A 13,926-nucleotide genomic window follows, 5' to 3' on the forward strand; every position below is an offset into this window, starting at 1 on the left:
CCATGGGCGAGCATATCATCAAGATGCCCGATGTCGGCGAAGGCATCGCCGAGGCCGAGCTGGTCGAATGGCATATCGAGGTCGGCCAGATCGTCCGTGAGGACGCGGTCCTGGCCGCGGTGATGACCGACAAGGCGACCGTCGAAATCCCCTCGCCGGCCGATGGCAAGGTGCTGTGGCTGGGCGCCGAAATCGGCGACGTGGTCAGCGTCGGCGCGCCCCTGATCCGGCTGGAGGTGGAAGGCGAGGGCAATGTCGCCGCCGGTGCGGCAGCGCCCGCCGCTGCTGCGTCGAAGCCCGCCGCGGCCCAGCCTGCGGACGAGGATGACGGCGCCCCGCCGGCCGCCCCGGCCCAGGCGGCGGAGCCGGCGCCGGAACTGAAGACCGTGCCCAAGCCGCAGCCGGCTGCGAAGCCCCCGATTACCAGTTCCGGCGCGGGTGCCGGCACGGTCGCCATGGCCCCGGGCGCCCCCCGGGGGGAGCATGAAAAGCCGATCGCCTCTCCCGCCGTGCGCCACCGGGCGCGCGAGGCCGGGGTGGATCTGCGCCAGGTGCGCGGCACCGGTCCGGCCGGCCGCATCACCCATGAAGACCTCGATCGCTTCTTCGCCGGCAAGGACCAGCGCCCCGCCGCCGGCGGGCTGGTGGCCGATACCAGCGTCAGCGAAATCAAGGTGGTCGGCCTGCGCCGGCGCATCGCCGAGCAGATGGCGCTGTCGAAGTCGCGCATCCCCCACATCACCTATGTGGAGGAGGTGGACGTCACGGCACTCGAAGAGCTGCGCGGCAAGCTGAACGCCGAAAAGCGGACCGACCGGCCCAAGCTCACCATCCTGCCCTTCCTGATGCGGGCGATGGTGAAGGCGATCGCCGAACAGCCGCGGCTGAATTCGCGCTATGACGACCAGGCGGGTGTCATCCACCAGCATGGCGGCGTGCATATCGGCGTCGCGGCCCAGACCCCCACGGGCCTGGTCGTGCCGGTGGTGAAGCATACCGAGGCCCGCGATCTCTGGGCCTGCGCCGCGGAACTCTCGCGCCTGGCCGAGGCGGCCAAGAACGGCACCGCGACGCGCGAAGAGCTGACCGGCTCCACCATCACCATCACCTCGCTCGGCGCGCTGGGCGGCGTGGTCACCACCCCGGTGATCAACCATCCGGAAGTCGCGATCGTGGGCGTCAACAAGATGATGGTCCGCCCGGTCTGGGACGGGTCGGCCTTCGTGCCGCGGAAGATGATGAACCTGTCGTCCAGTTTCGATCATCGCGTGATCGACGGCTGGGATGCCGCCGTTTTCGTCCAGCGCATCAAGTCGCTGCTGGAAACCCCGGCGACCATCTTCATCGAGGGCTGAGACGATGAAGGATATTTCCTGCAAGCTGCTGGTGATCGGCGCCGGCCCGGGCGGTTATGTCTGCGCGATCCGTGCCGGCCAGCTGGGCGTCGACACCGTGATCGTCGAGGCGAAAAAGCCGGGCGGCACCTGCCTGAATGTCGGCTGCATCCCCTCCAAGGCGCTGATCCACGCGGCCGAGGAGTTCGAGAAGCTGGTGCATATGGCCGAGGGCCAATCGCCGCTCGGCATCACCGCCACGGCGCCGAAGATCGATCTGGCCCGCACCGTCGCCTGGAAGGACCAGATCGTCGGCCGGCTGACCGGCGGCGTGTCGGGCCTGCTCAAGAAGGCGCGGGTCAAGGTGGTTCAGGGCCATGCCCGTTTCCGCGACGGCAAGACGGTCGAGGTCGAAACCGAAACCGGGCTTCAGGTGATCAGGGCCGAAGCGGTGGTCATCGCCACGGGCTCCGAGCCGGTCGAGCTGCCCTTCCTGCCCTTCGGCGACCGGGTGATCTCGTCGACCGAGGCGCTGGCGCTCACCTCGGTGCCGGAGCGCTTCGTGGTGGTCGGCGCCGGCTATATCGGCCTCGAACTCGGCACCGCCTATGCGAAGCTGGGCGCGAAGGTGACGGTGGTCGAAAGCCAGTCGCGCATCCTGCCGCTCTATGATGCCGAGCTGACCCGGCCTGCCGCGAAGCGGCTGGAAGAGCTGGGCGTAGAGGTGCTGACCGGTGCGAAGGCGCGCGGCCTGTCGCGCGGCGGCGACGGGCTGGTGGTCGAAACCCAAAACGGGGACGAGATCACCCTGCCGGCCGACAAGATCCTGGTCACCGTCGGCCGCCGCCCGGCCACGCGCGGCTGGGGGATGGAGGAACTGGTGCTCGACATGCAGGGGCCCTTCATCTCGGTGGGCGAGCGCTGCCAGACCTCGATGCGCGGCATCTATGCCATCGGCGACGTCACCGGAGAGCCGATGCTGGCTCATCGCGCCATGGCCCAGGGCGAGATGGTCGCCGAGATCATCGCCGGCCATAACCGGGTCTGGGACAAGCGCTGCATCCCGGCGGTCTGCTTCACCGACCCCGAAATCGTGACCGCCGGCCTCTCGCCCGACGAGGCGAAGCGGTTGGGCACCGAGGTCAAGACCGCCCAGTTCCCGTTCACGGCTAATGGCCGCGCGATGACGAAACTGGGCGAGCAGGGCTTCGTGCGGGTGGTCTTCCGCGCCGACAACAATCTGGTGCTGGGCATCCAGGCCACCGGCCAGGGCGTCTCGGAACTCTCCGCCGCCTTTGCGCTCGCCATCGAAATGGGCGCGCGTCTGGAAGACATCGCCGGCACCATCCACGCCCACCCCACCCAGGGCGAGGCCTTCCAGGAGGCGGCGCTCAAGGGCCTGGGCCACGCCCTGCATATCTGACCGGGCATATCTGACCGGGCCACGCCCTGTATATTCGGCCGGGCCACGCCGGCGACCACATCGCGGCCACGCTCCCCTTGGGGGCGTGGCCGTCGTCGTTCCGGTCTGTGATGGGCCCCTCTTGTGAGGCATCTCACCGGGATTAATGAACCACGGTCATAAAGCCGATCGGAAAATCGCCCCTAATCCTCTGGTGCCGGCGCGCCATCTTCTTCATCTACCGGACCCGCATCCGCCGCCTGGCGGCGCAATAACCTCAAGGACATGGGCGCGGGACGGAGGTGAGACGACAAACAGGCGGAACGGGGACAAGAGCCATGGCCTTCGACATCACGATCAACGGCGCCCGCCATCAGGTGGACGTCGACGGCGACACGCCGTTGCTTTGGGTGCTGCGCGACGTGCTGGGGATGACCGGCACCAAATTCGGCTGCGGTGCAGCACTCTGCGGGGCCTGCACGGTGCATATGGACGGCCAGCCGATCCGGTCCTGCATCACGCCCGTGGAGGCGGTGGGCGAGGCGCCGATCACCACCATCGAGGCGCTGGAGACCCTGCCGGTCGGCCCGGCGCTGCAGGCGGCCTGGGTGGCGCTGGACGTGCCGCAATGCGGCTATTGCCAGTCGGGGCAGTTGATGTCAGCCGCGGCCCTGTTGACGGAAACACCCAAGCCGTCCGATGCCGAGATCGACGGCGCCATGTCGGGCAATGTCTGCCGCTGCGGCACCTATCCCCGCATCCGTGCGGCCATCCATCGCGCCGCCGGCGCGGTCTGAGCGGGGAGCGCGATCCGATGATCAATATCACGACGACCGGTATGACCCGGCGCAGCTTCCTGACGGCCGGTGCCGCCGTGACCGGCGGACTGGTCGTGTCGCTGACCCTGCCTTTGGGCATCCGCCCGGCCGATGCCGCCGCCGCTTCTGCCGATACGGCGCGCTTTGCCCCCAATGCCTTCATCCGCATCGATCATCAGGGCATCGCCACCCTGGTGATGCCGATGGTCGAAATGGGCCAGGGCGTCTATCAGGGCCAGGCCATGCTGATCGCCGAAGAGCTGGAGATCGGCCTGGATCAGGTCCGGCTGGAACATGCGCCGGCCGGTCCGGCCTATACCAACCCGCTGCTCGGCGGCCAGGTCACCGGCGGGTCGACCACGATCCGGGCGATGTGGCAGCCGCTGCGCCAGGCGGGTGCCGTGGCCCGCACCCTGCTGGTTCAGGCCGCCGCCGCGCGCTGGGGCGTGGATCCCGCCGGCTGCACCGCGCGCGATGGCCGGGTGCATGATGCCGCAGGTGGGCGCAGCTTCGGCTATGGCGAGCTGGTCGATGATGCCGCCCGGCTGCCGGTGCCCGATGCGGCGACCGTGCGGCTGAAGGATCCCGCCGATTTCCGCCTGATCGGCCAGCCGCTCCACCGGCTGGACACACCCGACAAGGTGAACGGTCGGGCCGCTTTCGGCATCGATGCCCGGCTGCCGGGCATGAAGATCGCCGCCATCGCCATCGCCCCGGTCTTCGGCGGCCGCCCCGCCGGGCTGGACGAGGCGGCGGCGAAGGCCGTGCGCGGCGTGCATCAGGTGGTGACGACCGACGAGGCCGTGGCCGTGATCGCCGACCATTGGTGGGCGGCCCATAAGGGGCTGGAGGCGGCCGCGATCCGCTGGCAGGACGGCGAGCATGGCGGCGTCAGCATGGCCGATCTGCGCGCCGATCTGGACGCCGCCTCGCGCCGCCCCGGCGCCGTGGCCCGCGACGAGGGCGGGGTGGATCAGGCGCTGGCAGGGGCGGCGCAGCGGCTGGAGGCGGTTTATGAACTGCCTTTCCTCGCCCATGCGGCGCTGGAGCCGATGAACTGCACCGTGCATGTCCATGACGGCGCCTGCGACATCTGGGTCGGCACCCAGATCCCCGGCATCGCCCAGGCGGTGGCGGCGGGCATTCTGGGCATCCCGGCCGAGAAGGTCACGATCCACAACCATCTGATCGGCGGCGGTTTCGGCCGGCGGCTGGAAGCGGACGGCATCGCCCATGCGGTGAAGATCGCCCGCCAGGTTTCGGGCCCGGTCAAGGTGGTGTGGAGCCGGGAGGAAGACATCCGCCACGATATGTACCGGCCCTATTACTACGATCGGTTGCAGGCCGGTCTCGGTGCCGACGGCCGTCCGGTGGCCTGGACGCATCGGGTCTCGGGCTCGTCGATCATGGCCCGCTTCGCCCCCGCCGCCGTCGTCAACGGCGTCGACCCCGATGGTGTCGAGGGTGCGGCCGAACCGCCCTATGCCTTCCCGGCGATCCGGGTGGAGTTCCAGCGGGTCGAACCGCGCCATGTGCCGACCAGCTGGTGGCGGGGTGTCGGCCCCACCCACAACATCTTCGTGGTCGAAAGCTTCATCGACGAGCTGGCGGCAGCTGCCGGCGCCGATCCGGTCGCTTATCGCCGCAGCCTGCTCGACGCCAATCCGCGTGCCCGCGCTGTGCTCGACCGTGCCGCCGAGGCTGCCGGCTGGGGCGGGGCGCTACCGGCCGGCCATGGCCGCGGCGTCGCGCTTCAATACGCCTTCGGCAGTTATCTGGCGATGGTCGCAGAGGTGAAGGTCGCGGCCGATGGCGGGGTGCGGGTCCATCGCCTGGTTGCGGCGGTGGATTGCGGCCGCGCGGTCAACCCCGATCAGATCCGCGCCCAGATGGAAGGCGGCGCGATCTTTGGCCTGACGGCGGCACTTCATGGCGAGATCACCATCACCGATGGCCGGGTGGCGCAGGGCAATTTCGACACCTACCTGCCGATGCGCATCGACGAGGTGCCGGTGGTCGAAACCCATCTGATCGACAGCAGCGAGGCCCCGGGCGGCATCGGCGAAACCGCCACCGCCGCGGTCTCCCCCGCCGTCACCAACGCCATCTTCGCCGCCACCGGCAAACGCCTCCGCCGCCTGCCGATCGATCCGGCGGCGCTGAAGCGCGCGTGAGGCCGGCCCGGCCCATCTGATCCCTGATCGGCGGCGGCTGCCGAAGCCGCCGCCGCTTCTTTCCATCACAATTGACTGACCGTCAGTCATAATATAGACAGGGGAGGCAAACCGGCGGCAGCTCGCCGGGCGAGAGGGTCATCAGGGATGGATGCCGTATGATGCACATAGCCGAACCTGCCACAGGCCCCGGAGCCCCGGGGCGGGTGGCGATCACGATCGCTTTCGTCCTGGTCTGCCTGAACCTCCGCATCGTTTTCGGCGGGGTCGGGCCGCTCCTGCCCTATATGTCGCTCGACCCGTTGACTGCCGGCGCGCTCACCGCCTTTCCGCCGCTATGCATGGGCCTGTTCGCGCCCCTCGGCGCCGTGGCAGGGCGGCGGCTGGGCGAGGCGCGTGCCCTGTTCGCGGCCATGGCGATCCTGACCGCCGGGATCCTGATCCGGTCCTGCGGGATGACCGGCCTGCTGGCGGGCACCGTCATCGCCAGCCTGGGCGTCGCGGCGCTGAACGTGCTGACGCCGGTCTTCGTGCGCCGCAATTTCGGCGGCCCCCGGATCGGGGTGATGATGGGGGTCTATGCCATGATGATGGGCGGGGGTGGCGGCATCATGGCCGCGCTGGCGGTCCCGATCTATCATGCCGCGGGCGACAGCTGGCCGATCGCGCTGGCAGGCGCCGCAGTGCCCGCCGCCATCGCGCTGGCGATGCTGATTCCCCTGCTTGGCACGCCCCGTTCGCCCGCCGGTTCCAGTGGGGCGGGGCAGCGCTGGCACTGGCTGCTGAGACACCCCACCGCCTGGAGTCTGGTCTGCTTCTTCGGCATCCAGTGCCTCGTCTTCTATGTGGTCCTGGCCTGGCTGCCGGCGATCTATGTCGACAAGGGGGTGTCCCCCGCCACGGCCGGCCTCTATCTCGCCCTCTGCATCCTGGCGGTGGCCGCTGGCGGCTTCTTCGGGCCGACGCTCGCCGCGCGCCGGGATGATCACCGCGGTCATATCCTCGTCTGTATCGCGCTCTGCATCACCGGTCTCGCCGGCGTTCTTCTGGCGCCAGCGGAAACCGGGGTCGTCTGGTCGGTCATCCTCGGGCTCGGCATGGGGGCGGGCCAGGGCATCCCCGGCGTCCTCTATGCCAGGCGGACCGCCGACCATCTCGGCATGATGCAGCTCTCGGGCATGGTGCAGAGCTTCGGCTATCTGATCGCCGCCACGGGGCCGGTCATGGCCGCGGCGCTGCATGGCTGGAGCGGCGGCTGGGCCTGGCCGATCGGTGTCCTGCTCGGCCTGCTCGTCTTCAACGGGTTTGCGGGGCTGCGCGGCGGTCGCGATCATGTCATCGGCGCGGACGGCAGATGAAACCCGCCGGCGGATGGGCTATCACTGCGAAAACGACCTGAAGGGGGCGGTAAATGACCGGGGCAGCCGACAAGCGGCCAAGAACCAAGCCGGCGGAAATCCGTCGCGACGAGTTGATGGATGCGGCGGAGTCCCTGTTTCTGAGGAAGGGGTTTGCCGCGACGAGCGTGGGGGAGATCGTTGCGGAAGCCGATGTCGCCAAAGGCACCTTCTATCTGTACTTCAAGACCAAGGACGATGTCCTGGACGCCCTCCGCACCAGATTTATCGAGGGGTTCTGTGAAAAGCTGGACCTGGCCCTGGCCGCCGGGGATCGGGACTGGTCCGGTCGCATCGATATCTGGGTCAGGACCTGCGTGAACGCCTGGCTCGACAGCGTGGCGCGGCATGATCTGGTGTTTCATCAGCACGCGCCGGCCGATCGGGCCATGAAGGCCGACAATCTCGTGATCCTCCGCCTGGCGACGCTCCTGGAGCAGGGGGCGCAGGCGGGGGCCTGGACGATCGATCACCCGCGCATGGTCGCGGTGATGCTGTTCGACGCCCTGCACGGCGCGGTTGATGACAGTCTCGCCGCGAAGACACCGCTGAGCCGGGCGCAGCTGATCGCTCTGATCACCAGGTTCTATCGCCGGGCCCTCGCCATCGATCAGGGCTGACGGCGGCCGGGCCAGAAGGCGGCGGCCCTGCCGCCCGGTCGGTCGCCGCCGTCTCCCCCCTCAGGCCGCCGCCGCCTCCGCCTGCCAGCGGGCCACCATCTCGTCCGTCGTGGTCACGTCGCCGAACTGCAGGGCGAAATTGGTCAGCGCGCCGCAATGTTCTTCGGCCGTCAGGCTGGCATTGGCATCCGCCACCATGGTGGTGCGGTAGTTCAGCATCATCGCATCGCGCGCCGTGCTGTCGCAGCAGACATTGGTCATGGTGCCGGCCACCGCGACCGCGGTGATACCGCGGGCCTTCAATGCCGCATCCAGATCCGATGCGCCCTGGATGAAGGCGCTGTAGCGGGTTTTGCCCACCACCAGATCTTCCGGCTGCACATCCAGCTCGGGCCAGAGGAAGGAGGGGCGTGCGGTTTCGGCCAGGGCGGCCGATCGCGCCTGCATGCGCTCCGGCCGCATCAGCACCCGGTGAAAATGCGGGATCTCGGCCAGGGCCTGATCGGTGTAAAGGGTGCGGATCCACACCACCGTTCCCCCGGCCGCGCGCAGCGCCGCCGCCAGCCGGTTGACATTGGGCACGATCGCGCGGGCCGCCGGCACCTCCGCCGGCATGCCCGGCTCCATGAACCAGATCTGAAGGTCCACCACCACCAGCGCGGTTTCGCGCGCGGGCAGGCGATGATGGACCAGCGGTGCCCCCTGGCGGGCCATGATCCGCGCCATCGCCCAATCCGGCATCACATATTCGTGCATCTGATTAAACCTTGTGCAGTTTTGGTCCGCAACTCTGGGCCGGACCCGGTCTTCGGGGGCAGGTAAAATCGTATACAGTAGACAGTAGGCGAGCAACGGCGTTCTGGCCCGCGGTTTGCATTCACCGCTTCCCAGGCACATCACATGCCTCCGCAGGCGGAGGCCGGGTCAGGGGAATGGGGGACGGATGATCAACCGGATCGGAGATCGGCAGAGGGGCGCTGTGGCGGCGGTGCTGGGCGCGATGCTGGCCACGATGGTGGCGGCGCAGCCGGCAGCGGCCGAAGAGCTGACCCGGGTCAGCTTCATGGAGCCGATCCACTCGCTGTTCTACGCGCCGCTCTATGCCGCCGACGGCAAGGGCTTCTTCGCGGAAGAGGGCATCAAGGTCGATTTCGCGGTCTCGCAGGGCAGCGACAAGGCGACGGCGGCGCTGCTCTCGGGCTCGGCCGATGTCGTGCTGGTGGGGCCTGAAACCGCAGTCTATATCGCGGGCGGCCGTTCGCCGGTGAAGACGAAGATCTTCTCGGGCCTGACGGCCACCGACGGCTCGTTCCTGATGGGGCGCGAAGGCACGGCAGGGGCGGCGGCCGATGGCAGCTTCGACTGGTCGGCGCTCAAAGGCGCCACGATCATGTCCTGGCGCAAAGGCAGTGCGCCGGCGCTGTTCATGGAGGCGGCGCTGCGCAAGGCCGGGCTCGACCCCGAAACGGACGTCACGCTGGTCACCAACACCGCCATTCCGGCCAGGGTCGGCGCCTTCATGGCCGGCATCGCCGATTACGGCACCTTCTTTGAGCCCGACGTCTCGCGGATCGAGGCCGAGGGCAAGGCCAAGGCGCTCGCCAATGTCGGCGGCGCCGTCGGCCGGATCGACTACACGGTCTTTGTCGCGACCGACCCCTTCATCGCGCAGCATCCCGACATCATCCAGGGCTGGACCGATGCCATCGCCCGCGGCCTCGCCTGGACGGCGAGCGCCGATCCGGCCGAGGTGGCGGGCGTGCTCGCGCCCTATTTCCCGGGCGTCGACCAGGGGCTGCTGGCCGAGAGCGTGGTTCGTCACCGTACCGCGGGCATCTGGAAGACGTCGCCGCTGGTCGAGCCGGCGGCGATCGACGGCCTCCAGACCCTGCTGACCGAGGCCGGCATTCTGAAGCCCGAGGCGCGCGTCGCCTATGAGGACGTGGTGGCGACCCGCTTCGCCGAGGCCGCGCCCAAGGCGGTCGCCGCGAAGTGATCCGGGCGATGCATCATTCATCTTGGGGAGACAGACTATGACCATCGGCTCCGTCCTGGATCGGGCCTCTCCGGATCTGGCCACCGTGGCGGCGGAGGTGCCGCCACGGATCTCGTTCCGCAATGTCGGCCTGCGCTATTTCAGCCCGCGCGGCGAGACCGAGGCGCTGCGGGGGATCGATCTCGACATCCGCCCGGGGGAATTCGTCGCCATCGTCGGCCAGTCGGGCTGTGGCAAGAGCACGCTGCTCTCGCTCCTTGCAGGGCTCGTGCCGCCGGGCAGCGGTACGGTGGCGATCGACGGCGTGCCGGTCACCGGCCCCGGCCGGCGGGTGGGGTTCATGCTCCAGCAGGACACGCTGTTCGAGTGGCGCACGATCCTGGAAAACACCCTGCTCGGGCCTGAACTTCAGGGCGGCGACATGGCGGCCGCCCGGCGCCGGGCCGAGGCGCTGCTCACCCGCTATGGCCTGGGCGAGTTCATGCACCACAAGCCCGGCCAGCTGTCGGGCGGCATGCGCCAGCGCGCGGCGCTGGCCCGGACCATGTGTCTGGAGCCCGACATCCTGCTGCTCGACGAGCCGTTCTCGGCGCTCGATTTCCAGACCCGGCTGATGCTGGCCGACGAGATCGCCGACATCATCCGGCGTGAGGGCAAGACCGCGATCCTGGTCACCCACGACATCCCGGAAGCCATCTCCATGGCCGACCGGGTGGTGGTGCTGAGCCGCCGGCCCGGGCGGATCCGGGCCATTCACGACATCGCCTTCCCCAGCGCCGGCGGCACGCGCCCGCGGGCGATGGCGGTGCGCGAGACCCCGGAATTTCCCCATCTTTTCAACCTGGTCTGGGAGGAGCTTGAGGTTCATGCGGAGTGAGGCCATGCAGAGTGACGCCGTGAAGGGCAGCCCGGCCGCCGCAGCGGCAGCCAGCGCCGAATACCGGGCTTGGGCGGCGGCGCGGCGGCGGGAGCGGATCGCCGTGCTCGGCTGGCGGGTGCTGCTGGTGGTGGCGGTGCTGGCGCTCTGGGAAGCGGCCCCCCGCCTTGGCCTGGTCAACCCGATGCTGACCAGCCATCCGAGCGCGGTCTGGCAGGGTTTCCTGGTGCTGATCGAGGAAGGGGATCTGGGGCTGCATGTCGGCGTCACGGTGATCGAGACCATCGCCGCCTTCGCGCTTTCCATGATCATCGGCACCGCCGCGGCGCTGGCACTCTGGTCCTGGCCGATGGTGCAGAAGGTGCTGGATCCCTTTCTGGTGGTCGCCAACGCCCTGCCCAAGATCGCGCTGGTGCCGATCTTCTACATCTGGCTGGGCCCCACCCAGTCGATCTATGCGGTGGCCGTCGCGGTCGCCGTCTTCATCACCATCCTGATGATGTATACCGGCTTCGTGCAGACCGATCCCAACAAGATCAAGCTGGTCCGCACGCTGGGCGCCAGCCGGTCGCAGATCCTGCGCAAGGTGGTGCTGCCGGCCAATCTCGCCACCTTCATCGCCACGCTGAAGGCCAATGCGGGCCTCGCCCTGGTGGGCGTGATCGTGGGCGAGTTCCAGTCCGCCAATGCCGGCCTCGGCTATCTGATCGTCTATGGCAGCCAGATCTTCCGCATGGACATGGTCATGGCCGCGATCGTGATCCTGGCCGTGCTGTCGCTGCTGATCTATCTGGCCATCCAGCTGGCCGAGGCCCGGCTGATGCGGGGCGGTGCCGGGCATTGAGGGGCTTGCGTCCGGCCTGCCGGACAAGCCCCTCGTCTTTTGGTCAAAATCGTATACAGTATTCAAAATTCAAAAACAGAAGGAGGCGTTCATGCCGTTCTTCACGCAGGACTGGCTGATCGCGGGCGCGGTGATCGCCGTGGCGGCCTGCCTGCAGGGTACCGGCGGGATCGGTTTCGGCATGGTCGCGGCACCGGTGATGGCGATCCTGATGCCCGAACTGCTGCCGGGGCCGATGCTGCTGCTGGGGCTGATGGTCGCCGTGCTGGCGGTGACGCGCGAGCGGGCGGCGCTGGATCCGAAGGGGCTGGGCTTCGCGCTGGCGGGCCGTCTGCCCACCTCGATCGCCGCCGCCACGCTGATCGGCATCCTGCCGGTCCGCGACCTCTCGATCGTCTTTGCGCTGGTGATCCTGGGCGGTGTCGCGATCAGCGTCACCGTCTCGCTCCGCGGCCGGCGCATCGTGCCCTCGCCGGGCAAGCTGTTTGCCGCCGGCCTGGTCTCGGGCTTCATGGGCACGATCACCTCGGTCGGCACGCCGCCGATCGCGCTGGTCTATCAGAATGCCGATGCGGCCGCGCTGCGCGCCACGATCGGCGCCTATCTGGTCGCCGGCACGCTGATCTCGATCGGCGCGCTTGCGGCCGTCGGCCGCTTCGGCCTGCATGATCTGGCGCTGGGCGCCTGGCTGGCCCTGCCGCTGGCGGCAGGGTTCTGGGTCTCTGGGCCGCTGGCGGCCCGGCTGCCGCGTAATGCCATGCGCTGGCTGGTGCTGGCGCTGTCGGCCGCGGCCGCCGGGCTGCTGCTGGTGAAGCAGGTGATCTGAACCGCCCCGCTCACCATACGCCAGTATTCGGCATCGACGCCCAGGGCTCGGCCTTGGGCAGCGGTTCGCCCTTCTGCAGCAGTTCCACCGAGATCAGATCGGGGGAGCGCACGAAGGCCATGTAGCCGTCGCGGGGCGGGCGGTTGATGGTCACGCCCGCCTCCATCAGCCTCTGGCAGGTGGCATAGATGTCGTCGACCGCGAAGGCCAGGTGGCCGAAATTGCGCGCGGTGCCATAGTCTTCCGGATCCCAGTTATATGTCAGCTCGATCAGCGGCGCGGTCTGATCGGGACCGGTGACGTCGTCCGGGGCGGCAAGGAAGATCAGGGTGAAGCGCCCCGCCTCGGAGTCCCGCCGCCGCACTTCCTTCAGCCCCAGCTGGTCGCAGAAGAAGGTGAGGGCGGCGTCGAGGTCGCGGACGCGGATCATGCTGTGCAGGTAGCGCACGGGAAACGGTCCTTCCGGCAGTCTTGAACAGGTGAAGGCGGGTGCCAGGGGTGGCGCCCGCCTTCACCATAGACCCTTGGCCGTCCGGCGTCAGCCGGCCTTGGCGCGCAGCCGATCGATGCTCCAGATCCCTGAGCCTGCCGTCGCGATGAACAGGAAGACGAAGGCGTAAAGCGCCGCCAGCTCGCCCTTGTTCACGATCGGCAGCAGCCCGCCATTGGCATGCCCCACCCAATAGGCCGCCGCCGCCATGCCGCTGCACAGAAAGGCGGCCGGGGTGGTGAACAGGCCGATCATCACCAGCGCGCCGCCGACCAGCTCGATCGGCCCGGCGATATAGACGATCCAGTCGGGCAGGGCGTAGCCCGCCGGCGGCAGGCCGAACAGCTTCTGGGTGCCGTGCCACAGGAACAGGAAGCCGGTCACGATGCGCAGCAGCGCATAGGCCTGGGGCTGGAAGGGCTTGAGCAGTTTTTCCATCCGATGTCTCCGGGGAGGGAGGGGTGCGCGGTCGCGTGCTGCGGCGATGTGCCGCGTCGCCCGCATCCTGCGCCGGACATGCGCCTGCCGCAGTGGCCTTCGCCACAGCCCCGCATTCCGTGTCTATTGGCGCGTCAGAATGGCCCCGGTGATGATGTCGAACAGATGATCGGCACGCGGCACCAGCGGCGGCTGGTCGGCCAGCCAGGCCAGCGCGCTGATCAGGGCGAAGAGGTCGTTGCCGTCCATATCGGCCCGGGCGGCACCCGCCGCCTGCGCGCGGTGCAGCAGCCGTGTGCCGGCTGCGCGCAGCCCCGTGCAGGACCCGTGCAGCGCCGAGTTCTCATCGCCGATCGCCGCCACCATCAGCGCGATGGCGCCCCGGTAGTCATGGGTCATCGCCACCGCTTCGCGCAGCCAGGTGGCGAGGGCCGCGCCCTGATCCTCCCGGGCTTCAAGCTCTGCCGCCCGCCTGGCCAGCGCGTCGAAGCCGTTCCGCAGCAGCGCGTCGAGCAGCGCCTCGCGGGTCGGGAAGTGGCGGTAAAGCGTGCCGAGGCCGACGCCGGCCCGGCGGGCGATGTCGCGCAGCGACGCCTCGGCGCCTTCTTCGGCGATCACCTGGCGCGCCACGGCCAGGAGCTGATCGTAGTTTTTCCGTGCGTCGGCTCTCATTCGGCCTCTTGAAAAACGGAGCACCGATCCGGATATAA

14 protein-coding genes are annotated in these 13,926 nt (G+C 68.9%); 10 read left to right on the forward strand and 4 right to left on the reverse strand.

The genetic code is table 11. The annotated features are described in order from the left end of the window. Positions 1-2: 2 nt before the first annotated feature. The 6 genes from TMO_RS21745 to TMO_RS21770 all read left to right on the forward strand — a co-directional run bounded on the left by TMO_RS21745 (position 3) and on the right by TMO_RS21770 (position 7,745). Positions 3-1,355, forward strand: a complete 1,353-nt coding sequence (locus tag TMO_RS21745) for a dihydrolipoamide acetyltransferase family protein (protein WP_014752953.1) — start codon at positions 3-5, stop codon at positions 1,353-1,355. Positions 1,356-1,359: 4 nt separating this feature from the next. Beyond that, positions 1,360-2,757, forward strand: coding sequence for a dihydrolipoyl dehydrogenase (lpdA, locus tag TMO_RS21750; protein ID WP_014752954.1), 1,398 nt, complete (start codon positions 1,360-1,362; stop codon positions 2,755-2,757). Between the two features lie 317 nt (positions 2,758-3,074). Continuing rightward, a complete protein-coding gene (locus tag TMO_RS21755) occupies positions 3,075-3,533 on the forward strand; it encodes a (2Fe-2S)-binding protein (RefSeq protein ID WP_014752955.1) in 459 nt (152 codons plus the stop codon). A 17-nt stretch (positions 3,534-3,550) separates the two neighbouring features. Then, positions 3,551-5,728, forward strand: a complete 2,178-nt coding sequence (locus TMO_RS21760) for a xanthine dehydrogenase family protein molybdopterin-binding subunit (RefSeq protein WP_014752956.1) — start codon at positions 3,551-3,553, stop codon at positions 5,726-5,728. 206 nt (positions 5,729-5,934) lie between these two features. After that, positions 5,935-7,086, forward strand: coding sequence for a CynX/NimT family MFS transporter (locus tag TMO_RS21765; RefSeq protein ID WP_014752957.1), 1,152 nt, complete (start codon positions 5,935-5,937; stop codon positions 7,084-7,086). Between the two features lie 53 nt (positions 7,087-7,139). Beyond that, positions 7,140-7,745: a TetR/AcrR family transcriptional regulator gene (locus tag TMO_RS21770; protein ID WP_014752958.1), complete on the forward strand. Its 606-nt coding sequence runs from the start codon at positions 7,140-7,142 to the stop codon at positions 7,743-7,745. Positions 7,746-7,805: 60 nt separating this feature from the next. Here the strand turns inward: TMO_RS21770 and TMO_RS21775 are convergent, their stop codons facing one another. Next, a complete protein-coding gene (locus TMO_RS21775; RefSeq protein WP_014752959.1) occupies positions 7,806-8,501 on the reverse strand; it encodes a cysteine hydrolase in 696 nt (231 codons plus the stop codon). Between the two features lie 187 nt (positions 8,502-8,688). Here TMO_RS21775 and TMO_RS21780 point away from each other — a divergent pair, with 187 nt between their 5' ends. From TMO_RS21780 to TMO_RS21795, 4 genes are all read left to right on the forward strand, one after another. After that, a complete protein-coding gene (locus TMO_RS21780; RefSeq protein WP_014752960.1) occupies positions 8,689-9,741 on the forward strand; it encodes an ABC transporter substrate-binding protein in 1,053 nt (350 codons plus the stop codon). A gap of 37 nt (positions 9,742-9,778) precedes the next feature. Then, a complete protein-coding gene (locus TMO_RS21785) occupies positions 9,779-10,618 on the forward strand; it encodes an ABC transporter ATP-binding protein (protein ID WP_014752961.1) in 840 nt (279 codons plus the stop codon). Positions 10,619-10,622: 4 nt separating this feature from the next. Next, positions 10,623-11,462, forward strand: coding sequence for an ABC transporter permease (locus tag TMO_RS21790; RefSeq protein WP_145978358.1), 840 nt, complete (start codon positions 10,623-10,625; stop codon positions 11,460-11,462). A 91-nt stretch (positions 11,463-11,553) separates the two neighbouring features. Continuing rightward, on the forward strand, positions 11,554-12,288 hold the full coding sequence (locus tag TMO_RS21795; protein WP_014752963.1) for a sulfite exporter TauE/SafE family protein: 735 nt from the start codon (positions 11,554-11,556) through the stop codon (positions 12,286-12,288). 10 nt (positions 12,289-12,298) lie between these two features. Here the strand turns inward: TMO_RS21795 and TMO_RS21800 are convergent, their stop codons facing one another. The 3 genes from TMO_RS21800 to TMO_RS21810 all read right to left on the reverse strand — a co-directional run bounded on the left by TMO_RS21800 (position 12,299) and on the right by TMO_RS21810 (position 13,888). After that, positions 12,299-12,736 (reverse strand): VOC family protein, encoded by a 438-nt coding sequence (locus TMO_RS21800; protein WP_014752964.1) that lies wholly within the window; start codon positions 12,734-12,736, stop codon positions 12,299-12,301. Between the two features lie 90 nt (positions 12,737-12,826). Next, positions 12,827-13,216, reverse strand: coding sequence for a DoxX family protein (locus tag TMO_RS21805; RefSeq protein WP_014752965.1), 390 nt, complete (start codon positions 13,214-13,216; stop codon positions 12,827-12,829). Positions 13,217-13,339: 123 nt separating this feature from the next. After that, positions 13,340-13,888, reverse strand: coding sequence for a TetR/AcrR family transcriptional regulator (locus TMO_RS21810; RefSeq protein ID WP_014752966.1), 549 nt, complete (start codon positions 13,886-13,888; stop codon positions 13,340-13,342). Positions 13,889-13,926 lie beyond the last annotated feature (38 nt).

This window comes from Tistrella mobilis KA081020-065, from assembly GCF_000264455.2.
Taxonomy (GTDB): Bacteria; Pseudomonadota; Alphaproteobacteria; order Tistrellales; family Tistrellaceae; genus Tistrella; species Tistrella mobilis.

Coding starts and splice junctions, on each gene's coding strand:
- TMO_RS21810 (WP_014752966.1), bottom strand. CDS start 13,888: ATGAGAGCCGACGCACGGAAAAACTACGATCAGCTCCTGGCCGTGGCG.
- TMO_RS21805 (WP_014752965.1), bottom strand. CDS start 13,216: ATGGAAAAACTGCTCAAGCCCTTCCAGCCCCAGGCCTATGCGCTGCTG.
- TMO_RS21785 (WP_014752961.1), top strand. CDS start 9,779: ATGACCATCGGCTCCGTCCTGGATCGGGCCTCTCCGGATCTGGCCACC.
- TMO_RS21775 (WP_014752959.1), bottom strand. CDS start 8,501: ATGCACGAATATGTGATGCCGGATTGGGCGATGGCGCGGATCATGGCC.
- TMO_RS21795 (WP_014752963.1), top strand. CDS start 11,554: ATGCCGTTCTTCACGCAGGACTGGCTGATCGCGGGCGCGGTGATCGCC.
- TMO_RS21780 (WP_014752960.1), top strand. CDS start 8,689: ATGATCAACCGGATCGGAGATCGGCAGAGGGGCGCTGTGGCGGCGGTG.
- TMO_RS21790 (WP_145978358.1), top strand. CDS start 10,623: ATGCAGAGTGACGCCGTGAAGGGCAGCCCGGCCGCCGCAGCGGCAGCC.
- TMO_RS21755 (WP_014752955.1), top strand. CDS start 3,075: ATGGCCTTCGACATCACGATCAACGGCGCCCGCCATCAGGTGGACGTC.
- lpdA (WP_014752954.1), top strand. CDS start 1,360: ATGAAGGATATTTCCTGCAAGCTGCTGGTGATCGGCGCCGGCCCGGGC.
- TMO_RS21760 (WP_014752956.1), top strand. CDS start 3,551: ATGATCAATATCACGACGACCGGTATGACCCGGCGCAGCTTCCTGACG.
- TMO_RS21745 (WP_014752953.1), top strand. CDS start 3: ATGGGCGAGCATATCATCAAGATGCCCGATGTCGGCGAAGGCATCGCC.
- TMO_RS21770 (WP_014752958.1), top strand. CDS start 7,140: ATGACCGGGGCAGCCGACAAGCGGCCAAGAACCAAGCCGGCGGAAATC.